Source organism: Halomonas sp. JB37 (assembly GCF_002332255.1).
Lineage (GTDB): Bacteria > Pseudomonadota > Gammaproteobacteria > Pseudomonadales > Halomonadaceae > Vreelandella > Vreelandella casei.
The window spans coordinates 2,384,470-2,407,568 of sequence record NZ_NRGW01000001.1 but is presented as its reverse complement, the minus strand read 5'-3'; the positions used below and the strand labels follow the sequence as shown (position 1 = coordinate 2,407,568).

The window sequence follows — 23,099 nt, the reverse complement described above, 5'->3', positions numbered from 1 at the left end:
GATCTCCCTGGCGCTTTACCCTGAAAGGAATCTGCATGTCCCGGTTAATGTTTTATATTATTGTCGGCTTTTTATTGGTTGTTGGTATTGCGTCTAGCGTGCATCGCCATGTGCAGTTCGAAATCCCCTGGCTACCGGGTGAACAGCGCCAGGTATGGGAAATTGAGGCGGGCATTACCTTCAACGCTCAGAATGGGCCTGTGCAGGTCGATATGGCGCTGCCTTCCCATCAAGCAGGCTATCGAGTGTTAACCGAAAACACGGCTTCCTCAGGATACGGTCTTGCTTATCAGGCCGATGAGTTAGGTCGCACGGCACAGTGGACTATCCGTAACGCTGCGGGTAGCCAGCAGCTGTATTACTCGGTCCAGATGCTCGTATCTCAAGACGCACGCTCTCCGATCCAAACACCGCCCACATTAACTGCCGCCACGCCATGGGAAAGCCCCTATGATTCCGCTGCTAGCCAGCTAATTGAACAGGCCTGGGCGCGCAGCGCTAATAACGCTACCTTTGCACGTGAGCTTATTCGTGATCTTAACGGCGAACGTCAGGAAGAAAGTGCGCGGTTGCTGCTGTCACAAGAAGCCCCTGCAGCCCTGGTAGTACGCCTGCTTAATCAGTCCGGCGTATTAGCCCGTGAAGTCAGCGGTCTTATATTGGAGGACGGCCGTCGCCGTCAAACGCTAAGCAGCTGGATCCAAGTCTTTGCCGCTGACGGCGAGCAATGGTCTATCTTCAATCCCGCTACCGGCGAGCAAGGCAAGCCTGATAACCTGCTGCTTTGGGAAACAGGCGGCCGAGCGGTGCTTGAAGTTCAAGGCGGCACGAATTCTCGGGTTTCATTCTCAATGATGACCCATGATCAGCCTGCATCCGCTGCGGTGCGTAATCATTACTCTGACGATACGCTGCTGAATTTCTCTATCCATAGCCTGCCATTAGAAGAGCAGGCGCTATTCCAGACTATCTTGCTTATCCCGATTGGTGCATTGATGGTGGTATTGTTGAGAGTGCTAGTGGGTCTTAAAACATCCGGTACCTTCATGCCGGTACTGATTGCCCTCGCCTTCATTCAAATCTCTCTTACCACTGGATTGATCGGCTTTTTACTGATCGTTGCCATGGGCCTTATTATTCGTAACTACCTGTCCTATCTTAATTTACTGTTGGTAGCTAGGGTGTCGGCGGTCATCATTACGGTCATTGCGATTATCTCGATCTTTACCGTATTGGCCTACCGTATGGGGCTCAGCGCAGGGCTTACCATCACCTTCTTCCCGATGATTATTCTCGCTTGGACTATCGAGCGCATGTCGATTTTATGGGAGGAAGAAGGTCCAAAGCAGGTGCTAATTCAAGGTGGCGGTAGCTTGGTAACGGCTGTTCTTGCTTACTTGGCGATGAACAATCCTTGGGTACGCCATATCACGTTCAACTTCTTAGGTGTGCAGTTGATACTGATGGCACTGATTCTATTGCTGGGTAATTACACCGGTTATCGTTTGTTAGAGCTGCGCCGCTTTAAGCCAATTACTGACGACGAGAAGCTTTCATGAGTTGGTTGAAAAACTGGACCTGGCCAACGCGCCTGCGCGATAAAGGTATTATCGGTATGAATCGGCGCAATATTCGCTATATTGGCCGCTATAACCGTCGTCGCCTTTATCCGCTTGTCGATGACAAGCTCAAGACTAAGCTGTTGGCTCAGCAGTATGGAATAACCACGCCAGAACTGATCGGTACTGTGACCACTCAGTTTGGCGTGAAGCACATTAGTGAAATGTTGGCTGGGCACGGCGGGTTTGTCATCAAGCCTGCCAAAGGCAGCGGCGGTAAAGGCATACTGGTAATTGAGCATGTTGATGAAGACGGTTTCATCAAGCCCAGCGGTATGCGCCAGTCCATTACCGATATTGAGCGTCATGTCTCGAACATTCTCTCTGGCCTCTATTCACTGGGCGGCTCGCCTGATGTGGCCTTGATTGAAACGCTGATTAACTTCGATGAAAGCTTGATGGACTACACTTATGAAGGCGTGCCCGATATACGGGTGATTGTCTTCAAAGGCTATCCGGTGATGGCGATGATGCGCCTTTCTACCGCGGCATCCGATGGCAAAGCGAACCTCCACCAAGGTGCGGTGGGTGTTGGCTTAAACATAGCCACTGGCGCTGCACTGCGTGCCGTTCAATTTGATATGCCTTGTTTTAGCCATCCGGATACGGGGCACGACTTAGCAAGCTTAGTGGTTCCTCAGTGGGATACGTTGCTTCATTTAGCGGCAGGCTGTTATGAGATGACGGGACTAGGCTATCTAGGTACTGACATGGTGTTGGATCGCGAGCATGGTCCGATGCTGCTTGAGCTTAACGCTCGCCCTGGTCTTGCCATTCAAATGACCAATGGCGAAGGTTTGCGCCGCCGGCTTGATCTTATTGAGCAGCAGCCAGACAATGTGCCTACTATTGAGCGCGTGGCCTTTGCACAACATCATTTTGCGCGCCAGAGCGAATTAGTCGAAAGCAAAGACACCTCGTCTGCGAATGCGTAAACTAGGTCTATAAAAACTAGGTCTATAAACATTAGGTTCTAGTCGAAATTTGCGCTGTCAGCGTTCACTGAGTTGCCCATGACCCAAGCGAATACATTACTGCAGCAGGCTGAATCTCAGTGCCATATCCGTGGCGTGCGATTTACTCCCATTCGTCGGCGAGTATTGGAGTTAATTGCTGAAAATGGCGGTGGGCTGAAAGCTTATGATTTGCTTGATAAGCTTTCCACTGAGCATGCCGCGGCTCGACCGCCGACGGTTTATCGTGCCTTGGAGTTCTTGATTGATCAGGGGCTTGTCCACCGCATTGAATCTTTGAATGCCTACGTAGCCTGCGCCTGTCCTGAGCATGCTCACGGTTTTCAACTGCTGATCTGTCGTCAATGTGGCTATGTCGAAGAGCTGCATTTAGATGAAATCAGCGAGCAGCTCGTCGCGCTTGCTCAGCGGCAAGGCTTTAAGATCGAGCGCCAAACTATTGAACTACAGGGGCTTTGTCAGCGCTGTCGAGCCACTTCTTAATCGAATTGCTAGTGAGTATATTCAATGTCCCGTTTTGATCAGGTTGCGCCAAATACTCTCTTTAAGCAGTTAGAGGGAGCGTCACCTGACGATAGCCTACCTTCTGTTGCCGCCCTTCTCGCCGCTGTCAAATTCAATACTGATGGTTTGATTCCTGCCATTGCGCAGCAGCATGATTCAAAAGAAGTATTGATGATGGCCTGGATGAATCGCGCGGCATTAGAGGAGACGCTCTCGACTCATCGCGTTTGTTATTTCTCGCGCTCGCGGCAAACACTGTGGCGTAAAGGCGAGTCATCGGGTCAGCAGCAGCAGTTAGTATCCGCAGCACTGGATTGCGATGCTGACACACTCCTTCTGTACGTCGATCAAACGGGGCCTGCCTGCCACACCGGTCGTCGCAGCTGCTTCTATATTGCGATAGATGAAAATCAGGCCGTAATTACCAGTACGCCGTTAATCGACCCTGATCAACTGTACGGTAAAAAACACGAGTCTTAGCAATGGCAAGCTGGAAATCAGCACTGCGATCAGGCCCGCGCTGGGCGTTAATGAAAGTAATGATTGGCTTGGTGAGAGTTTATCAGTATACGCTTAGCCCGCTACTAGGCCCTCGCTGCCGTTTCTGGCCTAGCTGCTCATCTTACACAATTGAGGCTATTCAGCTGCACGGCCCCCTTGCCGGCGGCTGGATGGCAATTAAGCGTATCGTTAAATGCCATCCTGGCCACGCAGGCGGCATGGACCCTGTTCCTGGGGGACGAAGTGAGCAACTTTGCCGCGAGGACGATGACTCGTGCTGTGAGCACCCTCCCCGCTAAGCAATTCTTCTTACAGCTATTTTTGCTGCGCAACCAGATAAATTCTTTCTAGCATGGAGTGCAAGCCATTGCTGCGCGTGGGCGAAAGATGTTTATCCAACCCTAAGTCGGCCAAAAAGTGAGGCTCAGTAGCGCGAATTTCAGCCGCCGTTCGTTCACTGTAAATGCGCAGCAGTATCGCAATAAGGCCAGAGACAATGGCGGCATCCGACGTTGCTTTGAAAATCAGCTTATCGCCCTGCTCTTCATGGCGCATCCATACATTTGACTGGCAGCCTTGTATTTTAAGCTCCTCGATTTTCCATTCATCAGGGAAGTCAGTTAGCTGCTTGCCCATATCGATAATGTATTGATAGCGATCCATCCAATTATCGAATATCTCGAAATCTTCAATCAGCTCTTGCTGGGCCAGTTCGGCGCCGGAAGTGCTCATGGTATGTCCTTCTAAATAGGGATTGCCTGCTTAAATGCTCTCGTTTAGAGATTATCAATCTGCTTATTATAACGACTCAGCGGCGGCTTGAGGGAGTCATTGGTATCTGAATTACCGTGCGGGTGCTGTAATCGATGCCGTTGCTGCTCGCGATGCCACTCGTTGTCTTCACTATGCAAATAGCGTGAGGTTGTTTCTAAGCGAGCGTGGCGGGCGCTTTCCGCTAAATGCCTTAGGCTAATGCCTGACTGGGCTTGGTGAGTGATAGAGGTATGTCGTAACCAGTGTGGTGTCGCCCGGCGCAGTGTGGCAACGTGCACAGGCTCGCCACCTTGATCTTCAAGCGCATCCGCCGCCTTTTGGAACGTGGCGCGAATCAGGCGATAAAGCTGGTTGTGGCCAAGGCCGCGCTGCCCATCCAGTGAGCGCAGCACCGGTGCTACAGCTTCCAGCTCGCTAGTCTGCTCAGGCAAGCCAATCGCTTGGCGCCATTGGTGCAGGCATGCCCGCATGTCATCAGGTAGCGGGATGCGCGCTATCTTGTTGCCTTTACCCACCACGGACCACCACCAGCGCCCTTCGCTGCGTTGAAAATCACCCATGCGGGCATCGGCCATTTCACTAATGCGTGGCGCAAGTAAATAGGCAAAGCCAAATATGAACTGTCGTCTTGCCTGTTCAAAATGAATGCGGCTATTTTTGCCACTCTCTAACGGTATGTTCAGCCATTGCCATAGCCACGCCCATAGCTCGCTTTCCAAATAGCGCTCAATGCGCGGGGTTTGGTTGTTCAGGCGTCTTGATTTGTCGCGCATCAAGCGAAACGGGTTATGGCTGACCCAGCCTGCTTCCACCAGCCAGCTAAACATTCCTTGCAGTATGACGAGACTCTGGCGCCGGCTAGGTGGTGATAACGGGCCGCGAAACGGGCGCCATGCTGGGTGCACGCGTGGCTTTGAAGGGCCAACCCACTGTTCGCTGGGCTGTGGATCGGCAAGAAATGCTTCAAAACGATGTAGCGTTTCACGATTTATATCAGGCAGCGTGAGCCCTTGGCTGCTTAACCAAAGCAATAGCCGCTCAGATTCACGCCGATACGCCTTAAACGTTTGGCTGCTATCTTCGTATTCCTTAAGCCATGCCATGACTGCCTGGGCATCATTTTCAGCAGCAATCCTGCCGCCAGCAGGCTCAGCTGTTAACACTTTGTTAAGCGTTATAAATTCTGCTTCGGCAAGAGGCTGTCTATCTGGCATTGAATAATCCCCTTCTCTTTGGCTATGCAATTGCTAGATGACTATGGGCAAAGTCTGCATCTATCGGTGTATAAATTCAAGATAATACGGGTAATCTTGAATTTATACATCGATAAATAAATAATATTACGTAAAATGTAATATGTAATAATTGCCTTTTATGTAAATTATCACGACAATAGGAATACGAATTTAGCTAAAAAGGAAAGCTCGATGGCCCGCAACGGCATTCAGTACAGCGATGTGCAGCAAGCCATAGATGTGCTGCTGACGCGTGGCGACAATCCCAGCGTACAGCGCATCCGCGATGTCTTAGGCACGGGTAGCTTTACGACAATTAGTGAGCACTTCAGGCTATGGCGCAGTGAGCGCGAACAAAATCGCGATGTTCCCCCGCCCAAGGGCGTACCCGAAGCTGTGGTGATGGCGGCTAGTCAGCTATGGCAAGAAGCTCAAGAAGCCGCAAATCAAGCGCTAGTGCATTACCGCGAAGAAGCCAACCGACAGGTAGAGGCCGCCCAGCAGGCAGAGCAAGAAGCCGGTCGACAAGCGGCTGATGCCGAGCAGCGTGAAAGCGCCCTCGCCGAACATCTACGCCACGTTGAGCAACGTATGGAAGCGCTCAATCGTGAGTTGGCGGCCAGTCAGACAAACGAGCATCACTGGCAACAGCTAGCCCAAGCGGCGCGCGATGAAAGCGTTCAGCTAAAACAAGCGCATCAGAACTTGCTGAAACAGGCAGAGGAGAATGCGCAGGCTCAGGCGGACGAGCTTAACCAGCAGCGTTTAGCCGCAGAGCAGCGTCTTGGACAAGAAGAGCAGCGCCACGAAGCCGCTGAGGGTAGGCTAATGGCGATGCTAGATGCGGCACAGCAAACACGTACTCAGGAGGAAAAGGCGTTTCAAAAACGCCTTGCTCAGAGCCAGCAACGTATAGAGGCGCTAAGCGAAGAATTAAACGTTAAGCAGCAGGCCCTTCACCAAACGCAGCTCGATGCCGGTGAGCGAGAACAGCAGGTGAGCGAGCATGAGCAGCAAATCACCACGCTAACGAAGCAGCACCAAGCGTTAACGGAGCAGCTAAACCAGGCTCAAACAGCACTAAATCAGCAGGCCCAGCTGCATGCGCAGAACGAGGCCGTGCTCCAACAAGAGTGGCAAGAAAAGCTTTGGAGCCGGATGGAGGCGTTACAGCAACAACTAACGGAGTTGCCAGCATCGCTTGCTGATAAAACGCCTCAATCAGGGGCACCAGAACGCTGATAGGCCATTTTGCTCCCATGCTCACGAAAACACCCAGCACAGGGGCTGGGTGTTTTGCTCAACAACGATAGATTATCAATAAATCAATGACAGCGGCTTCAGCCTATTGCTGCCATATTACTGATAATAGGCGTTGGTGGTATCAGAGTGGTCGGTGACGTCGCGGATGCCGGCAAGCTCCGGAATGCGCTCCATCAAGGTTTTCTCCACCCCATCTTTCAGCGTTAAATCAACCGCTGAGCAGCCCTGGCAACCGCCGCCGAAAGCTAAGACCGCGTATTGCTGCTCGGTTAGCTCTATTAACTTTATCTCACCACCGTGTGCTGCCAGGCCGGGATTAATCTCGCTGTAAAGAACGTAGTTAATACGGTCTTCAAGCGGACTATCTGCGTTAACCTTGGGCATTTTGGCGTTCGGTGCTTTGATCGTCAGCTGGCCGCCCATGCGGTCCGCGTTAAAATCGACGACCGCCTCTTCCAGAAAGGCCAGGCTGTTCTTATCGAGAAAAACGTTTATTTTCGCGAGTTCCAGCGTGACATCGGTGGGTTCTTCTTCACCGGGGCGGCAGTAAGCCAGGCAGGTTTCCGCGTACGGCGTGCCTGGCTGGGTAATGAAGATGCGTACTGCAATACCTTCTACGTTTTGCTTTTCAAGCAACTCGGAGAGATATTCCTGAGCACTATCAGTGATATCGATACCTTGAGTATCGACGCTGGTGTTGTTTTCGCTAGTCGTGGTCATGAGGGGTGTCTTCCTCCCGTGGTAGTGGCTAAGCCTAATGACTGAACCACTTCACATGTCATTTGTTACTATGGTAAGCAAAACACCGCTCTGACACAATCCCGAGTAATTTAGTAGGCTATTTAAAAGACTACTTTTGTCGGTAGATGATCACCTGTCTGTCCCACCGGCATTGTCTGGCGGCTCCTAGAGGGGCCTTTTGTACTGCCTTTTGTTATCATTATGCGCCGCTTAACCACTGATGCTGCTTTTCCGACGATAACAACATCCCCTTTGACGACTGTGACGCTGGAGAATTCCCCCTGCCATGGCTGATAGTGCTTTGATCGCAACCCTCACGCAGCGCCTTACCCAACGCATCCTGATTCTGGACGGCGGCATGGGTACCATGCTGCAGAATGCCTCGCTGAGTGAGGAAGATTTTCGTGGAGAACGATTCAGCGATTGGCCCTCGGATCTCAAAGGCAATAACGATTTACTAGCGCTCACCTGCCCCGATTTAGTCACGCGAATTCATCGCGACTATCTTGAGGCCGGTGCTGATATTATTGAGACCAATACGTTCAACAGTACCCAGCTGTCACAGTCTGATTACGGTATGGAAGCGCTGGTCGTAGAGCTCAACTACGAATCGGCACGCCTGGCGCGCCAGGTCTGCGATGCGGTCGCGGCTGAAACCGGCGTGCCCCGCTATGTTGCTGGCGTGCTAGGCCCTACGTCGCGCACGGCCTCTCTATCGCCAGATGTTAATGATCCCGCCAAGCGCAACGTAACCTTTGATGCGCTGCGCGAAAATTACTATGAGGCTGCTGAAGCACTTATTGCCGGCGGCGCTGACCTGATTATGATCGAAACGATCTTCGATACACTCAACGCAAAAGCGGCCATTTATGCGCTCGAAGAGCTATTCGATGATCGTGGTGAAAGATTACCAGTGATGATTTCGGGCACCATCACAGACGCCTCTGGGCGCACGCTTTCGGGCCAAACCACTGAAGCGTTTTGGAACTCGGTGCGCCACGCTCAGCCGCTTTCCGTAGGACTAAACTGCGCGCTAGGTGCTGAGGAGCTGCGCCCTTATGTGGAGGAACTCTCCAAGAAGGCCGATACCTTCGTTTCGGCGCACCCCAATGCTGGGCTTCCCAACGAGTTTGGCGAGTATGATCAGACAGCAGAGGAGATGTCTGAGATTGTCAGTGAGTTCGCTGCCAGCGGCATGGTCAACATCATTGGCGGCTGCTGCGGTTCAACGCCAGACCATATTCGCGCCATTGCCGACTCCGTACGCCATATGGCGCCCCGCGTTGTTCCCGAGCTTAGCCATGCCTGCCGTTTATCAGGGCTTGAGCCGTTCAATATTCAAGCCGACTCGTTATTCGTTAACGTTGGCGAGCGTACGAACGTCACCGGTTCGGCACGTTTTAAGCGGTTGATTGTTGAAGAAGATTTTACCACGGCGTTAGAAGTCGCCCTTGAGCAGGTAGAGAACGGCGCTCAGGTGATTGATATCAACATGGACGAGGGCATGCTTGAATCTAAGGAAGCCATGGAGCGCTTTCTTAATCTAATTGCCGGTGAACCCGATATCGCCCGTGTGCCTATTATGATCGACTCCTCCAAGTGGGAGATCATCGAAGCAGGCCTGAAGTGCGTCCAAGGCAAGGCGGTCGTTAACTCCATTTCATTAAAAGAGGGAGAAGCCGCCTTTCGCGAGCAGGCGACCAAATGCCGGCGTTTTGGTGCTGCTATCGTCGTAATGGCCTTTGATGAAGAAGGCCAAGCGGATACTTTTGCGCGTAAAACGGAAATTTGTCAGCGTGCCTATCGTTTGCTGGTGGACGAGATTGGCTTCCCTGCTGAAGACATTATTTTTGATCCTAATATTTTTGCGATCGCGACAGGTATTGAAGAGCACAATAACTACGCGGTCGACTTTATTGAAGCTACTCAATGGATTCGTGACAACCTGCCCCACGCCATGATTTCAGGCGGCGTTTCCAATGTTTCGTTCTCGTTTCGCGGCAATAATGCGGTGCGCGAAGCGATTCACTCGGCGTTTCTATATCATGCGATCCGTGCGGGTCTCAGCATGGGCATCGTCAATGCGGGCCAGCTAGCCGTTTACGACGACTTGCCTGCAGAGCTGCGTGATGCGGTTGAAGATGTGGTGTTAAACCGCCGCAGCGACGGTACTGAGCGCCTGCTCGATATTGCCGATAAGTTTAAAGGGGACGGTAGCGGCGGGCCCAAAAAAGAAGACCTTGAATGGCGTAGCTGGCCGGTCAATAAGCGTATTGAACACGCGCTTGTGAAAGGTATTACGGTTTATATAGAAGGCGATGCTGAAGAAGCTCGTAGCCAGGCCGAGCGCCCTATCGAAGTCATCGAAGGTCCGTTAATGGACGGTATGAATGTCGTTGGCGACCTCTTCGGCGACGGGAAAATGTTTTTGCCCCAGGTCGTTAAGTCCGCGCGGGTGATGAAGCAGGCGGTGGCTTATCTGATTCCTTTTATTGAAGCCGAGAAAAGCGAAAAGGTGAAAGCCAAAGGCAAGATCGTGATGGCGACGGTAAAAGGCGATGTTCACGATATTGGCAAAAACATTGTCGGCGTGGTGCTGCAGTGTAATAACTACGAAGTGATTGATCTTGGCGTGATGGTGCCCGCCGATAAAATTTTGCAGGCAGCGAAGGATCATAACGCCGATATTATCGGCCTATCCGGCCTCATTACGCCGTCGCTGGATGAAATGGTTAGTGTGGCTAAAGAAATGCAGCGCCGCGGCATGGATTTACCGCTGCTGATTGGTGGTGCAACGACATCTAAGGCCCACACAGCGGTCAAAATTGAGCCTCAATATGAGCACCCGGTCATTTATGTCACCGATGCCTCGCGCGCAGTAGGCGTCGCGGGGCGGCTGCTCTCTTCTGCTCAAAAGCCCACCTATGTGGCTGAAATTCGCGAAGAGTATGAAAAAGTTCGTGAGCGTAACGCTAAGCGCCGCCCTAAAGCGGCAGACCTCGATTATACCCAAGCACGCAAGCGACGCTTTCGCACTGACTGGAGCAACCATACGCCCGCTCAACCCACGATGGTCGGATTAAAAACATTCGATAACTATGATCTCGAAGAGCTTGTAGCGTTTATCGACTGGACGCCCTTCTTCATGAGCTGGCAGCTCGCGGGTAAGTATCCCAAGATTCTCAATGATGACGTTGTTGGTGAAGCTGCTCGTAACCTGTTTGAAGACGCGAAAAGCATGTTGCGCAAGCTAATCGATGAAAAGCGCGTGCAGGCACGGGGCGTTATCGGGCTTTGGCCTGCCAATAGCGTTGACGATGACGTGATTGAGGTTTATGCCGACGAGTCGCGCAGCGAGGTCGTTGAGCGCCTCCATCATATTCGCCAGCAAACCACAAAAGGCCGCGACGGCATTTGCTACAGCTTGGCTGACTTTATCGCCCCCAAGGAAAGCGGCAAAGCCGACTGGATTGGCGGCTTCGCGGTGACCACCGGCCACGGTGTCGATGAGCTGTCTAAAGCCTATGGGGCGGCGGGTGACGACTATAACGCGATTATGGTCCAGGCATTAACGGATCGACTCGCAGAAGCTTTTGCCGAACGTATGCATGAGCGTGTACGTAAGGAGTTCTGGGGCTATGTGCCAGAAGAAGTGTTAGATAACGATGCGTTAATTGCTGAGAAATACCAGGGTATTCGCCCTGCTCCCGGCTACCCGGCCTGCCCTGATCATACTGAGAAAGCCACGCTGTTTAGAATGCTCAATGCGACTGAGAATACCGGCCTAGCATTAACTGAAAGCTTTGCTATGTGGCCTGCTGCCGCTGTTGCGGGCTGGTACTTTGCTCATCCGCAGTCGAAATATTTCTCGACCGGCAAAATCACCCGTGACCAGGTTGAGGCAATCGCTGCCCGTAAGCCCATGCCGCTTGAGGAGATGGAGCGCTGGCTTTCACCGGTGCTTTCCTACGACCCAAGCTGATTGGCATCGATGGGTCTGTTTGTCACTCGCCGTCACGGTAAGGTAATTCGCCTAGCCCTGCCGATTATGTTGGGCATGCTGTCACAAAGCGTGCTCAACTTGATCGACGCGGCGCTTGTAGGACGGCTGGGTGAAGTCGCATTGGCCGGTGTTGGCGTTGGCGGCTACGCGATGTTTATGCTCACCGCTGTTGTCTTTGGCCTCTCCTCTAGCGTGCAGTCACAGACGGCTCAGCGCGCCGACGTATCTGCCACAGAACGCTGCCATCCGCTGCAGTCAGGGTTAATGATAGGCGCTGCTGTGGCGCTTCCGCTGTCGATATTGGCATGGTGGCAGGCGCCTCTTTTAATTGGCTTTATCACCTCGGCGCTGGATGTACATGAGGTTGCCGTTAACTACTTTCGTTGGCGGATCATCTCGTTACCAGCCATTGCGCTAACGCTATGCTTTCGTGGCTACTGGAACGGTCGTCAGCAGACGCAGCTTTATTTGCAGATTATTGTGGCGGTGCACCTGCTGAATGTCGTCGCTAGTGCGGGCTTGATCTACGGCGTTGCCGGCCTGCCGCAAATGGGGGCCAGCGGTGCCGGTGCAGGCACGACCCTATCGCTTTTTGTCGGCTTGGTAGTGTGGAGCCGGATTAGCTTGAAAAGTGCATTCAATACGCATTTTTTGACATGTCTGCCTAGCTTCGCCACGCTACGCTCAACGCTCGCATTAGCCATACCGCATTCTATCCAGCAGCTTTGGTTCGCTGCGGGCTATGCCGTTTTATTCTGGCTATTAAGTCAGCTAGGCACCGCTAGCGTTGCTGTTGGGCATGTCCTAATTAATCTATCGCTCCTGCTGATTTTACCGGGTGTCGGCATCGGCGTTGCCGCGATGAGCTTAGTGGGCGAAGCCCTAGGGCGAGATGCCCAGCGCGAAGCGCATCAGTGGGGTCTGGATGCGCTTCGCGTGGCCTGGCTGCTGCTGTTATTGTTGGCGCTGCCTATGCTGCTAATGCCTGAAAAGATACTTAGCGCTTTTTTTAGCAGCCCAGAACTCATCGCAATGGGCGCCGTGCCGCTTCAGCTAACCGGTGTGATGATCGTTATGGATGCGGCGGCGCTGGTGCTTGCTCAGGCGTTAATGGGCGCTGGCGCTCAACGTACTGTCATGATTCTAACCCTGGGTATGCAGTGGTTGTTTTTTCTACCGCTGGCCTGGTGGGTTGGTATTGACTTAGGACATGGCTTATTGGGTGTATGGCTGGTGCAGTTATTATACCGGCTGGTTAACTCGATCGGATTTGTGTGGGTCTGGCAGCGCCGTCGCTGGGCCTCAATGGATTTTAAATAGCTTTTAGAACTAAAAAGATAATTATATATTCTTTTGTAGAATATGACGCCCGCGTTAAGGTGGTACTACGCTAACCCCCGTCTCAACGTGACCATTTCGCTTTTTAGCAGGATCGTGCCACATGTACCGTTATGATATTCACGACCAAACGCTGGTTGATGAGCGTGTCGCTCAGTTTCGCGACCAAATGGAACGCTATCGCGCTGGGCGTTTGGGCGAAGAAGAGTTCCGTCCGTTACGGTTGCAAAACGGCCTTTATATTCAACGGCATGCGCCAATGCTGCGCATTGCAATTCCCTATGGCATGCTGGCTGGCCATCAGCTGCGTGCCCTGGCTGAGATTACTCGCCGCTATGACCGTGGCTACGGCCATTTTACCACGCGTCAAAATTTACAGCTGAACTGGCCGGCTCTCGAAGATGTGCCGGATATCTTGGCCGATCTCGCCAAGGTTCAGATGCACGCGATTCAAACGAGCGGCAACTGCATTCGTAACACGACCAGCGATCAGTTCGCGGGTATCGCCAATGATGAAGTGGAAGATCCGCGCGCCTGGTGCGAACTAATCCGCCAGTGGTCTACCCTGCACCCCGAATTCGCTTATTTGCCCCGTAAGTTTAAAATCGCGGTTAGCGGTGCAGCGCAAGACCGCGCAGCGATTCAAGTGCATGATATTGGTCTGCGCTTTTGGTACAACGCCGAGGGTGAACTGCGCATTAAAGTATTGGCCGGTGGCGGCTTAGGCCGAACGCCCATGATTGCTGACGTAGTGCGTGAAGACCTGCCTTGGCAGCACTTGCTGACGTATCTGGAAGCCTGTGTACGGGTTTACAATCAGTTCGGCCGGCGCGACAACAAGTTCAAAGCGCGGATCAAAATTCTCGTTAAAGCGCTTGGGATTGATGAATTCCGCCGCCGGGTAGATGAAGAGTGGGCGCACTTAAAAGACGGCCCTCAAACGCTTAATCAAGCCGCTGTCGACGCCGCTAAAGACCACTTCCCTGAGCCTGATCGCCGTCCAGTAGCCGCCTCAGCCACTGAAGATTTTGATCGCCTGCGCGCGGATAATCGCAGTTTTGCGCGCTTTGTGACCAACAACGTCACTAATCACAAGGTGGCTGGTTATAAAGCGGTGACGTTGTCTAAACGCCGAGAGCATGCCCCGGGTGACGTCACCGCTGATCAGATGGAAGCCGTCGCAGATTTGGCTGACCGCTACAGCTTTGGCGAAGTGCGCGTGACGCATGAACAGAACTTAGTGCTGTCCGATGTTCCTGTCGATGAAATGCAGGCGCTTTGGCAAGAGCTAGACGCGCTCGGCATGGCGAACCCTACGGTAGGAACGCTCAACGATATTATTTGCTGCCCAGGCGGCGACTACTGCAGCTTAGCCAACGCAGTGTCTATTCCTATCGCACAAGCGCTGCAGGAACGTTTTGAAGACCTGGATTTCTTGTATGACCTTGGCCCTCTGGATCTGAATATATCTGGCTGCATGAATGCCTGCGGGCATCACCATGTCGGCCATATCGGTATTTTGGGCGTCGATAAAAAGGGTGAAGAGTACTATCAGATATCGATTGGCGGTAACTCTACCGACGATGCCTCGCTGGGAAAAATTTTGGGCCCTTCATTCTTCCGCCAAGATGTACCTGACGTGGTCGAAAAAGTATTGGCGGTCTATGTGGACCAGCGCCATGAAGACGAGCGCTTCTTAGATACTTACCGTCGTATTGGCCTAAAACCCTTCAAGGAGCATGTTTATGCCAAATAAGAGCATGCCAAATAAAAGCACCCCAACGACAGACGCGCTCAATGATGAGGCGGAGGTGCTAGAGCAGACGCCGGTGCACGCTGATCATTTAATTGTGAATGGCGAGCTAGCGGCCGAGAACGCCTGGTGCGTCTCCTATGACACCGATACCTTGCCTGAACAGCGCCCTGCGTTTGTACCGCTGGCGTTATGGCAAGCGAATCAAGAAGATGCTGAACTGGCGCCGCTGCTTACCAGTGATACCGAATTAACCCCCGCGCTGAGTGAGCAGATCGGCAGTGTGGCGGCCATTGCGATTGATTTTCCTGCCTTTACCGACGGGCGCGGCTACACGGTCGCTCGATTGCTGCGTGAGCGCTTTCACTACGCAGGTGAAGTGCGTGCCGTCGGCGATGTCTTGGTTGATCAATTGGACTACATGCGCCGCTGTGGCTTTACGTCAATGGCCCTGCGCGACGACCAGCATCCAGAAGATGCCTTGCGTGCGCTGAATGCTTTTAGCGTTCGTTATCAAACGGATGTTGAAGAGCGCCAGGCGTTGTTTGAACGCCGCTTAGTTGCCAGCAAGTAACATTGAGTATCAGCCGGCAAAGGCCCAGCGCCTTTGCCGTTTTTTTTGATTTTAAAGCGCGAGCCTAAGGTTTGACGCCACTTCGTCTATCAATGATTCCGGCACGCCGTGTTCGCCGGCAAGCTTTCGCCACTGGGCAACGTGTGCAATGGTTTCATCAATCATGGCGTTGATTTTTTTGCGGGTAAACAAAGGGCTCAGCCTTTCTAGCGAATAAAGGTCACTGCGAGAGAAATGGTCGCGCTTACCATTGAGGCTCATCCAGTGGCTGTTCACCCACGGGCTCCCCGGTTTGTAGCTGTAAGCAAGGTCATAGGCTGGTGAAAGTGACCAGGCTCCCCCTTTCAGCATAAATGCAAAATTTTTCGCATGATCATCATGGTTTCTAGCCACTATATTAAAAACCATGCGTCTAAAGAGCTGTTCGGCATCTGCGGCAGAAAGCTGTAGCTGTCTCGCCACACCAAATAATTCAGCGTATGAGAATGAGCCTGGTTTTTTATAGTCAACGTGGGCTATGCCGTTCAGGGTTTGTACGTGCAGTTTACGATTGCCGATTCGATCAAACCGTTGCGTTATAAAGTGACGCCGCGGACCTTCATTAATCAGCTTACAAGGCATCATCTCAATGCCGCAGGCTTTCGCTAACAGGTGATAAACGTACTCCATGGCACCATAGCCTAGCGGGTCGCCAAACGTCTCACGATTTTTATTATGCTCACTGACACCATCAAACTTCATTAGAAAGTGAGCAAACCCACCCGGTACGCGTGTTTGTCCCGAGCGCACTTGGGTGAAATCCTGATTAAACGCCAGAACCGCTTTAGGACGAGCGCCTCCAGCACTCATTCCGACAGACAGTAGTGCCATCATGGCTTCTCTGTCTTCCTGGCCGTCTTTGTTAAGCTCAACGGAAAAGGTTGATCGGCTATCGAGTATTTCCTGCGCAATGCCGACTAAGGTGGCTATTTCAACGTGAGCGGAGGCATTGAGACTTTTTAATTTCGTGGCGGGCGAATACTCCAGCGCTCCCATGCCCCGCTTGCCGGTATATTGCAGCCTTTGCAGCGGCGTAATATCGCCAGCCTGCCCGCCTTTGCTGGCCACCCATGCATTAAGCACGGCATTACCAAAGTCATCGGGCAGTGAGTCGGCAATGAGTCCTGGCAGGCCCTTGAAGGTTTCAATATTGAGCTCAGGAAAGCTGAATATTTTTTTGCCAAGTGGCATTTTAATAGGAGAAAGCTCAACGCCGTCGTTAATAAAGGCGCCATCGTATTCAAAGGCACCAACGCCGGTACGAGTATCGAAACTCACTGCCCCTACGTAGCGGTCGAGATAGCTGACGTTGATAACTTCCATTACCATTCAAGCGGCTCCTCATCCTTGGTTTTTCTCTGGCCAGAGGCACGCTGACGCTGCTTGCTCTGTAGCTTGGAAAGCTGCAGTGGTGAAATAGTTTGTGGTGGTAAAAAGTGCTCTAGCTGGGCCGTCATATCGAGAGCCATCATGATGGCTACCAGTCCTTCTAATTGGATTTTTCCCTTTTCAGCATTCAGCACCACCTTTCTGGATAAACCCGCTAGAGCTGCTACTTCTGCTTGCGTCATGTCATGATTGAGGCGCGCCTGCTTTAGGCGCTCCCCTAACGTTTCAGCAATCGCGGCGGGTGATTTATTTTCAGTAATCATAAGATGCTCTTAAGCGAACATAGTTGAAAAAAATATCTGCTATGATCTAAATATAGCACATTATGAAGCATGGTTATTAAGTAGATCAATTAATATCAAGCCATCAGTTTTTAAAGATCTAAAACAAGGACATTAATGGCTTAAAATGGCTTAATGTTACAATAATAGCATCTTGTGATGAATCTAATTCAATTAGCCACGTCTCTTTTGCTGGCGCTCGCGGTTATTGGCTTTAGCGCGATCGCTTTTACGCAGCATTACCCACGTGGCGCCTAGCCCTCCTTCAGACGGCTGGGCTGATACATACGCCTGCACTTCCTCAAATTGGCTGAGCCACTTGGCAAGATAAGAGCGCAGAACGTTAGCCGGACTATCAATCTCACGCCCGCGGCCATGCACGATCAGCACCGAGCGTAAATCGTGGGCATAGGCTTCCTGAATAAAAGGAAAAAGCAGCCGCCGACACTCGCTTAAAGGACGCCTGAGCAGATGGAGCTGGGACTGAACGCTATAACCGCCGTGCTTTAATTTATCGACAACGCCCTGCTGTATGCCCTCACGGCGATACTCGATAGGATCAAAAGGAGGAAGCAGGTCGACAAAGTCGTCGGATAAAAAATTGCGCGCTCCTCGCTCTTCTTCTGCCCACTCACGCCGTGCCAGCTGAGCGTCAGAAGGACATTGACGATGAGCAGTAGGATCGGCGCGGTTACTTGCCGGTAGCGGCCTAACATCACCGACGAGAGCTCGAAAATCCATATCATCACGAAGTGGCTGATTCATTGCAGGCTCCTCTGACAGGGTCTAATGACTATCCTAACAAACTCGAAGACTGTGCTTAAACAGATTAAATAAGTCGATAACATAGGGCTTGTCATCATCTATTCAGAGCGCCAAGCTATGCCTGCACTTATTTACCATTCAGTGAGAGGCACTCTGTTTTGGCTAAAACAGTTTGGTTGAAACGCCTAGCGATCGGCAGCGGTGTGGGGATTGTGGGCATGGCAGGATGGCTGTGGCTAACCATGCTCAGCCCATGGTTTTATGATCGCCCAGACGATCTAGACGACATCGAGCAGCGCATCCATCAGGTCTTTGTATACGGTACGCTGCGCTATGCTCCGGTGCGCCTGGCCGTCATGGGGAGTTTCGGCTCTCCTGAAGACGCCGTGCTTGTGGGTTATCAGCGCAATGGTCTCGACCTTTCGTCCCAGCCCGGGAGTCAAGTCAATGGGCTGCTACTCACTATAGACGCCGCTGAATTGCGCCGCCTAGACCGCTATGAACGACTGGGCGTACGCTACGATCGTAGGACTATAACTCTTGAGGACGGCACTCGTGCCTGGGTTTACTTGCGCCGTCCAGGTACACGAACTGCGCTTGCCTCCTACCCAGCATTGCCGGTAGCTCTGGTACCATAGGACAGATAGGCTTATCTGTATTTACCAAGACCGCTTTTATGACCTTATTCAGGAATGATGATGAGTGATATGACCCCATACGTTTTGGTTCTCTACTACTCTCGCTCCGGCGCTACCGCCACCATGGCGCAGCAAATCGCAGCCGGCGTAGAAAGCGTACCCGGTATTCAGGCACGTTTGCGCACTGTGGCACCGGTTTCAACAACCTGTGAAGCCGTTGATCCCGAAATTCCTGTTGAGGGCGCGATCTATGCTGATCTAGACGATCTGCGCAACTGCAGCGCGTTGGCACTGGGCAGCCCAACGCGATTTGGCAACATGGCAGCGCCGCTTAAGTATTTTATCGATTCCACTAGCAGCCTATGGATGAACGGTGCACTGATTGATAAACCTGCCTGCGCATTCACATCAACCTCAAGCCTACATGGCGGTCAGGAGAGCACATTGCTGACGATGTTGGTGCCTTTGCTGCATCATGGCATGGTTTACGCGGGTGTGCCGTATAGCGAAACAGTGCTATTAGAGACACGCACGGGCGGAACGCCCTATGGTGCGAGCCACCTAGCTGGAGCTCGCAGCGATCACTCTGTTGATGCGCATGAGCGCGCGCTTTGCGTTGCACAGGGAAAACGGCTGGCTCGACTTGCGTTAGCGTTGGATGTCATGCGGCAGAATGCTTTATGAGGCAGTGGCTGGAAGATATCGAGGCACGTCATGGATTAGATAAGCTCACGCTAAAAAGCCGCCAGCTGGTGCTAATCAGTAGTGCCATCTTGCTGGTATTAGTTATTTATCGAAGCTTTTTAGTACAGGGCGATGAATTCAACTGGCGCCCTGTCGTGGCTTTTGTGCTTCCTCTTGTGCTGTTCTTACCTTCGATTATTGGCCGGCGGGCGCGTGGACACGCATGGCTTGCGTTCGTCAGCCTGCTCTATTTCACTCAAGGTGTCATGCTGGCAAGCGTTCCAGGGCAAAGCTTTCGTGGCATTTCGGAAGCCATCGTTTCGCTTGCCCTGTTTGCGGGCTGTATGGGCTATGCGCGTTTTCGTAGCCGGCAGTTGCGCCAAAAATAATTCTATTAACAGTTCTATCAAAAATAACGCTGTACTCACTTGCTGGCGAAAGCCAAGTGGATCGCTCTAAATTCTTTGAGAATCGAGAGTAGCGGTTTGAGCTTTGAGGTGAAACCGGCGACCATGGATGAAATTCAAGGGAGAGTCATTCGATGACACGTAACATAGCCGATATTAGGCGTGATTATGAAGGCGGCAGGCTAGATGAGTCGCTGGCACCCAACGATCCTTTTGTACTATTTGATGAATGGTTCACTCTCGCCCTGGAAAAAGAAGGCCAGGATGGCAATGCCATGACGCTGGCGAGTGTGGATAGCCAAGGCAGGCCTCACGCACGGGTAGTGCTGTTAAAAGGCTTTGATGAACGCGGAATGGTGTTTTTCACCAACTACCATAGCCATAAGGGTAGTGAGTTAAGCAATGTGCCCTACGCGGCGATGACGTTTTGGTGGCCATCACTTTCCCGGCAAGTCCGTATCGAAGGACTCGTTGAGCGGATACCCACCGAAGAGTCAGATGAGTATTTTGCCAGCCGCCCGCGCGGGAGCCAGCTTGGTGCCTGGATTGCTACGCAAAGCGTTGTGATTCCAGGGCGTAACTGGATTGAAGAGCGTCAAAAGCGCTTTGAACAAGCCTACGACGGACAAGATATACCGCGCCCAATTCACTGGGGCGGCTACCGCGTAGCACCTGACATGATCGAGTTTTGGCAAGGCCAGCCCAGCCGTTTGCACGACCGGCTGCGGTTTGAGCGTCGCGATAGCCATGAGTGGAGCCGCTTTCGCTTAGCGCCTTAACTAGCCAAGTACATAAAACAGTGTTCAAAAGGCCTACAGAGCTAGCTGCAGGCCTTTTCGCGGTTAGTCTGGCAGGCTCTCAAGGCGATGCCGCTGCCACTCACTTTCAGGTTCATTGAGGCGTAGCACGGCATCAATCACCTGCTCTTCCATGTTGTAACGGCATTTAAAACCTAAGTGTTTCATCAAGGCCCGCATCGGATGGTTATCGACCATGATTTTGCCGATCATTTCCAGGGTGCCGATGTTAGTGCAGTAGTCGATCATCTTCTTCATTAACAGGCTGCCAATGCCGAGCCCCTGCAGGTCATCACGAATGATGATTGAAAACTCGGTACGAATATTGTCAGGGTCGTTCCACACCCGCGCCACGCCAAGCATCTCTTTGTTATCGTCTTCACCTAAATATTCAGCGATAAAGGCCATCTGGCGGTCGTAATTGATATGCGACAAAATCGACAAATCACGCTGCGTTAAATTGGATTTATTGTGGAAGTAGCGAAAGCGAATGCTCTCTTCTGAAAGCTGGCGGTGGAACGTGGTAATTAAATGCGCATCTTCAGCACGAATAGGCCTGACCTCGACCTTCCAGCCATTTTTTAGCGTCATCCATTCACGTAGTTCTTCTGGATAAGGCATGATCGCAAAGCGCGACGGCGTACCTAGATCCATTGCGAAATCAACGGCGATCATACCATCGCGATTAAGTATTAGCGGATTCACTTCAAGCCCGCGTAGATCGCTAAGATCTGACGCCATCTGCGATAATTTAACCAGCATTTGGCACAGATGCTGTATATCCCGCTCAGGGTCGGCGGAGTGTTCGCGGATTAACGAGGCCGCATGCGTTCTGCCCACTACGTCGGCGGCTAGGCTCATGTTCAGCGGCGGCAGTGCTACCTGGCGATCAGCCAAGACATTGACCTTATAACCGCCGATACCAAAGACAATAAGGGGACCAAACACCGGATCACGGGTAATTCCTGCGCAGATCTGCATGGAATGCTTGCCGCGCTGCATGGGCTGCAAACAGTATTCGCGGATCGCATACTCCGGGAATTTTTCCGCGACTTTATCGCCCAGCTGACGAATACCCTCAGCCACCTGCTCTGGGGTTTCTAAATCCTGCAACAAGCCTGCAGAAATTTTATGCGGATGCTTACGGTAGCGATAAGGACGGCAATTGCCTTCATGGACAACCTTGAGGGCTTTGCTTCCCGAAATGCTTACGGCTTTTTCAAGCGCTTCTTCAGGGCTAGATAAATACACGCTGGGTGCCGTGGGAATACCGTATGCCTCAAGCACTTGAGCAGTTTCAGAGTGAGTTAACGTTTGCCGGCCCTGTTCTTTTGCCTGCTTGATGAGCGTGCGGCACTGAGCGCGTATTTCAGGGCTCGTTGAAAAAGGTAAGCTGGGCGGAATTTCCTGCAGCAGCGCCTGAACACGCTGGTAGATCACCATGTGCATGAAGGCCTTAACGGCTTTCTCCGGTGAAATGTAGGTAGGGATTCCGGCTAAATTACATATATGACGTGCATTCAGAGCTTCTTTTAGGCCCATCCAACTGGTCAGTAAGTTGCGACGAAACTTCTTACGATTATCAATCAACACTTGTGCCGTGACGAGCGATGGCGCCATACGAGTGGGCGCGTGAACGACCAGTACGGCATCGACATTGGCATCAGATGCGACAATTTCTAGCGCTTGAACAAATCGCTCTGGCGACGCATTGCCGCCTAAATCCACCGGGTTCTCTCCCGGCTTACTCATATCGACCTGGCTAAGATGCAACGCCGCCTGCGTTTCAGCGCTAAATTCGGCTAACTTACCGCCAGCGCTAATCAGCTTATCGATAGCTAGCATGGCTGGCCCCAATCCGTTCGAGACAATGGCCAGGCGATCCCCCTTCAGGGGTTTCATGCGTGAAAGCGTTTCTAGTGCATCAAGCAGCTCATCAGAATCATCAACGCGCACAACGCCAGCCCGGGCAAAGGCAGCATCAAATACCACATCGCGATTCGCAATGCCGGGCGTTGGCGCCATGCCCGAAATGTCAGATTCGGGCGTGCGCCCGCTTTTTATCGCCAGCACTAAGCGATTACGCGATGCATCGCGCACGGCCGTCATAAAATGCTGGGCATCATTAACCCGCTCGAGGTGTAGCAATATAGCCTGAGCTGGCGAGTATTGATTAACGTAATCAATAAGATCCGGCAATAGAACGTCTACGCTATCGCCAACCGTAATTAGATGCGAAAAGCCTACATCTCGCCCAGCGGCCCAATCTATCATTGCATTGGCCAGCATGCCGGACTGGCCCAAATAAGCGACACGCCCCGCTTTTACCGGCTGACTGGCGTAAGAAACATTAAGATTTTTGCCCGGTACAATCAGCCCCATGCATTCAGGACCCAATACCCGAATACCCGAAACGCGAGCCGCACTCAACATCCTTTCACGGATAGAGCCTTTATTGCCCTTATCACGATCCAGATAAGCACCGCCAGACAGTACCAGAGCGGCTTTGACACCTGCTTGCCCAAGCTTTTTAATTAAACTGGGTATACCCTCAATAGGTGAGCACACCACGGCTAGGTCGGGCACTTCGGGCAGCTCACTTACGCGGCTAACACACGGGACTCCGAATACCTGAGCATAGCCTTTCAAGTTCACGGCCCATAGCGACCCTTTGAAGCCGCCCTCTTGAATGTTTCTCAGCACTAAACCGCCCAGCGATGAGGGCTTTTCAGAGGCACCAAACACCGCGAGTGTACGAGGTTGAAAAAAATGGTGTAAGAAGCGCGTGCTCACAAAGGGATCTCCCCTGACATAAATAGC

The 23,099-nt window shown here is 52.2% G+C and carries 21 protein-coding genes; 14 read left to right on the top strand and 7 right to left on the bottom strand.

All coding sequences use genetic code 11. From position 1 onward, the window contains the following. Positions 1 to 35 precede the first annotated feature (35 nt). From CIK78_RS11180 to yidD, 5 genes are all read left to right on the top strand, one after another. Positions 36 to 1,559, top strand: a complete 1,524-nt coding sequence (locus CIK78_RS11180) for an inactive transglutaminase family protein (RefSeq protein ID WP_096280042.1) — start codon at positions 36 to 38, stop codon at positions 1,557 to 1,559. Then, positions 1,556 to 2,554, top strand: coding sequence for an alpha-L-glutamate ligase-like protein (locus tag CIK78_RS11175; RefSeq protein ID WP_096280039.1), 999 nt, complete (start codon positions 1,556 to 1,558; stop codon positions 2,552 to 2,554). The genes CIK78_RS11180 and CIK78_RS11175 overlap by 4 nt, the downstream gene beginning before the upstream one ends. 78 nt (positions 2,555 to 2,632) lie before the next feature. Beyond that, the gene (locus CIK78_RS11170; protein ID WP_096280037.1) at positions 2,633 to 3,076 is read left to right on the top strand and encodes a Fur family transcriptional regulator; all 444 of its coding nucleotides are present in this window, start codon (positions 2,633 to 2,635) and stop codon (positions 3,074 to 3,076) included. 24 nt (positions 3,077 to 3,100) lie between these two features. Further along, on the top strand, positions 3,101 to 3,577 hold the full coding sequence (hisI, locus tag CIK78_RS11165) for a phosphoribosyl-AMP cyclohydrolase (RefSeq protein ID WP_096280035.1): 477 nt from the start codon (positions 3,101 to 3,103) through the stop codon (positions 3,575 to 3,577). 2 nt (positions 3,578 to 3,579) lie between these two features. After that, complete coding sequence (gene yidD / locus CIK78_RS11160) at positions 3,580 to 3,897, top strand: membrane protein insertion efficiency factor YidD (protein WP_096280033.1); 318 nt, start codon at positions 3,580 to 3,582, stop codon at positions 3,895 to 3,897. Between the two features lie 16 nt (positions 3,898 to 3,913). Here yidD and CIK78_RS11155 read toward each other — a convergent pair whose 3' ends face one another. Next, positions 3,914 to 4,330, bottom strand: a complete 417-nt coding sequence (locus CIK78_RS11155; RefSeq protein WP_096280030.1) for a SufE family protein — start codon at positions 4,328 to 4,330, stop codon at positions 3,914 to 3,916. 44 nt (positions 4,331 to 4,374) lie between these two features. Continuing rightward, positions 4,375 to 5,586, bottom strand: coding sequence for a site-specific integrase (locus tag CIK78_RS11150; protein WP_096280028.1), 1,212 nt, complete (start codon positions 5,584 to 5,586; stop codon positions 4,375 to 4,377). A 213-nt stretch (positions 5,587 to 5,799) separates the two neighbouring features. Between CIK78_RS11150 and CIK78_RS11145 the strand changes: the two genes are divergently transcribed. Further along, positions 5,800 to 6,849, top strand: coding sequence for a DNA-binding protein (locus tag CIK78_RS11145; protein WP_096280026.1), 1,050 nt, complete (start codon positions 5,800 to 5,802; stop codon positions 6,847 to 6,849). Between the two features lie 117 nt (positions 6,850 to 6,966). Here the strand turns inward: CIK78_RS11145 and nfuA are convergent, their stop codons facing one another. After that, positions 6,967 to 7,590, bottom strand: a complete 624-nt coding sequence (nfuA, locus tag CIK78_RS11140; protein WP_096280024.1) for a Fe-S biogenesis protein NfuA — start codon at positions 7,588 to 7,590, stop codon at positions 6,967 to 6,969. Between the two features lie 307 nt (positions 7,591 to 7,897). Between nfuA and metH the strand changes: the two genes are divergently transcribed. From metH to CIK78_RS11120, 4 genes are all read left to right on the top strand, one after another. Beyond that, positions 7,898 to 11,593: a methionine synthase gene (gene metH / locus CIK78_RS11135; RefSeq protein ID WP_096280022.1), complete on the top strand. Its 3,696-nt coding sequence runs from the start codon at positions 7,898 to 7,900 to the stop codon at positions 11,591 to 11,593. A gap of 9 nt (positions 11,594 to 11,602) precedes the next feature. Beyond that, on the top strand, positions 11,603 to 12,934 hold the full coding sequence (locus CIK78_RS11130) for an MATE family efflux transporter (protein WP_225734412.1): 1,332 nt from the start codon (positions 11,603 to 11,605) through the stop codon (positions 12,932 to 12,934). Between the two features lie 121 nt (positions 12,935 to 13,055). Further along, entirely contained in the window at positions 13,056 to 14,708 is a 1,653-nt protein-coding gene (locus CIK78_RS11125; RefSeq protein WP_096280020.1) for a nitrite/sulfite reductase, read from the top strand. Beyond that, entirely contained in the window at positions 14,698 to 15,279 is a 582-nt protein-coding gene (locus CIK78_RS11120; protein WP_096280018.1) for a DUF934 domain-containing protein, read from the top strand. Before CIK78_RS11125 ends, CIK78_RS11120 begins: the two co-directional genes overlap by 11 nt. A gap of 51 nt (positions 15,280 to 15,330) precedes the next feature. Here CIK78_RS11120 and CIK78_RS11115 read toward each other — a convergent pair whose 3' ends face one another. From CIK78_RS11115 to smrA, 3 genes are all read right to left on the bottom strand, one after another. Beyond that, positions 15,331 to 16,647, bottom strand: coding sequence for a type II toxin-antitoxin system HipA family toxin (locus tag CIK78_RS11115; RefSeq protein WP_096280016.1), 1,317 nt, complete (start codon positions 16,645 to 16,647; stop codon positions 15,331 to 15,333). Beyond that, positions 16,641 to 16,970, bottom strand: coding sequence for a helix-turn-helix transcriptional regulator (locus tag CIK78_RS11110; protein WP_096280014.1), 330 nt, complete (start codon positions 16,968 to 16,970; stop codon positions 16,641 to 16,643). Before CIK78_RS11110 ends, CIK78_RS11115 begins: the two co-directional genes overlap by 7 nt. Positions 16,971 to 17,162: 192 nt before the next feature. Then, a complete protein-coding gene (gene smrA, locus CIK78_RS11105; RefSeq protein WP_096280012.1) occupies positions 17,163 to 17,753 on the bottom strand; it encodes a DNA endonuclease SmrA in 591 nt (196 codons plus the stop codon). A gap of 158 nt (positions 17,754 to 17,911) precedes the next feature. On the opposite strand from smrA, the gene CIK78_RS11100 reads away from it, so the two are divergent. The 4 genes from CIK78_RS11100 to pdxH all read left to right on the top strand — a co-directional run bounded on the left by CIK78_RS11100 (position 17,912) and on the right by pdxH (position 20,261). After that, positions 17,912 to 18,391: a gamma-glutamylcyclotransferase family protein gene (locus CIK78_RS11100; RefSeq protein ID WP_225734413.1), complete on the top strand. Its 480-nt coding sequence runs from the start codon at positions 17,912 to 17,914 to the stop codon at positions 18,389 to 18,391. 60 nt (positions 18,392 to 18,451) lie between these two features. After that, complete coding sequence (gene wrbA / locus CIK78_RS11095; RefSeq protein WP_096280010.1) at positions 18,452 to 19,075, top strand: NAD(P)H:quinone oxidoreductase; 624 nt, start codon at positions 18,452 to 18,454, stop codon at positions 19,073 to 19,075. Then, a complete protein-coding gene (locus tag CIK78_RS11090) occupies positions 19,072 to 19,464 on the top strand; it encodes a DUF2069 domain-containing protein (protein WP_096280008.1) in 393 nt (130 codons plus the stop codon). The genes wrbA and CIK78_RS11090 overlap by 4 nt, the downstream gene beginning before the upstream one ends. A gap of 152 nt (positions 19,465 to 19,616) precedes the next feature. Continuing rightward, on the top strand, positions 19,617 to 20,261 hold the full coding sequence (pdxH, locus tag CIK78_RS11085) for a pyridoxamine 5'-phosphate oxidase (protein ID WP_096280006.1): 645 nt from the start codon (positions 19,617 to 19,619) through the stop codon (positions 20,259 to 20,261). Positions 20,262 to 20,324: 63 nt separating this feature from the next. Here pdxH and CIK78_RS11080 read toward each other — a convergent pair whose 3' ends face one another. Continuing rightward, a complete protein-coding gene (locus CIK78_RS11080) occupies positions 20,325 to 23,072 on the bottom strand; it encodes a bifunctional acetate--CoA ligase family protein/GNAT family N-acetyltransferase (protein WP_096280004.1) in 2,748 nt (915 codons plus the stop codon). Between the last annotated feature and the right edge of the window lie 27 nt (positions 23,073 to 23,099).

What these genes read in the sequence shown, in the direction of transcription:
- CIK78_RS11145 (WP_096280026.1), top strand. Translation starts at nt 5,800, where the DNA reads ATGGCCCGCAACGGCATTCAGTACAGCGATGTGCAGCAAGCCATAGAT.
- CIK78_RS11090 (WP_096280008.1), top strand. Translation starts at nt 19,072, where the DNA reads ATGAGGCAGTGGCTGGAAGATATCGAGGCACGTCATGGATTAGATAAG.
- CIK78_RS11125 (WP_096280020.1), top strand. Translation starts at nt 13,056, where the DNA reads ATGTACCGTTATGATATTCACGACCAAACGCTGGTTGATGAGCGTGTC.
- hisI (WP_096280035.1), top strand. Translation starts at nt 3,101, where the DNA reads ATGTCCCGTTTTGATCAGGTTGCGCCAAATACTCTCTTTAAGCAGTTA.
- wrbA (WP_096280010.1), top strand. Translation starts at nt 18,452, where the DNA reads ATGAGTGATATGACCCCATACGTTTTGGTTCTCTACTACTCTCGCTCC.
- nfuA (WP_096280024.1), bottom strand. Translation starts at nt 7,590, where the DNA reads ATGACCACGACTAGCGAAAACAACACCAGCGTCGATACTCAAGGTATC.
- CIK78_RS11110 (WP_096280014.1), bottom strand. Translation starts at nt 16,970, where the DNA reads ATGATTACTGAAAATAAATCACCCGCCGCGATTGCTGAAACGTTAGGG.
- metH (WP_096280022.1), top strand. Translation starts at nt 7,898, where the DNA reads ATGGCTGATAGTGCTTTGATCGCAACCCTCACGCAGCGCCTTACCCAA.
- CIK78_RS11155 (WP_096280030.1), bottom strand. Translation starts at nt 4,330, where the DNA reads ATGAGCACTTCCGGCGCCGAACTGGCCCAGCAAGAGCTGATTGAAGAT.
- CIK78_RS11170 (WP_096280037.1), top strand. Translation starts at nt 2,633, where the DNA reads ATGACCCAAGCGAATACATTACTGCAGCAGGCTGAATCTCAGTGCCAT.
- CIK78_RS11115 (WP_096280016.1), bottom strand. Translation starts at nt 16,647, where the DNA reads ATGGTAATGGAAGTTATCAACGTCAGCTATCTCGACCGCTACGTAGGG.
- pdxH (WP_096280006.1), top strand. Translation starts at nt 19,617, where the DNA reads ATGACACGTAACATAGCCGATATTAGGCGTGATTATGAAGGCGGCAGG.
- smrA (WP_096280012.1), bottom strand. Translation starts at nt 17,753, where the DNA reads ATGAATCAGCCACTTCGTGATGATATGGATTTTCGAGCTCTCGTCGGT.
- CIK78_RS11120 (WP_096280018.1), top strand. Translation starts at nt 14,698, where the DNA reads ATGCCAAATAAGAGCATGCCAAATAAAAGCACCCCAACGACAGACGCG.
- CIK78_RS11180 (WP_096280042.1), top strand. Translation starts at nt 36, where the DNA reads ATGTCCCGGTTAATGTTTTATATTATTGTCGGCTTTTTATTGGTTGTT.
- CIK78_RS11150 (WP_096280028.1), bottom strand. Translation starts at nt 5,586, where the DNA reads ATGCCAGATAGACAGCCTCTTGCCGAAGCAGAATTTATAACGCTTAAC.
- CIK78_RS11130 (WP_225734412.1), top strand. Translation starts at nt 11,603, where the DNA reads ATGGGTCTGTTTGTCACTCGCCGTCACGGTAAGGTAATTCGCCTAGCC.
- CIK78_RS11175 (WP_096280039.1), top strand. Translation starts at nt 1,556, where the DNA reads ATGAGTTGGTTGAAAAACTGGACCTGGCCAACGCGCCTGCGCGATAAA.
- yidD (WP_096280033.1), top strand. Translation starts at nt 3,580, where the DNA reads ATGGCAAGCTGGAAATCAGCACTGCGATCAGGCCCGCGCTGGGCGTTA.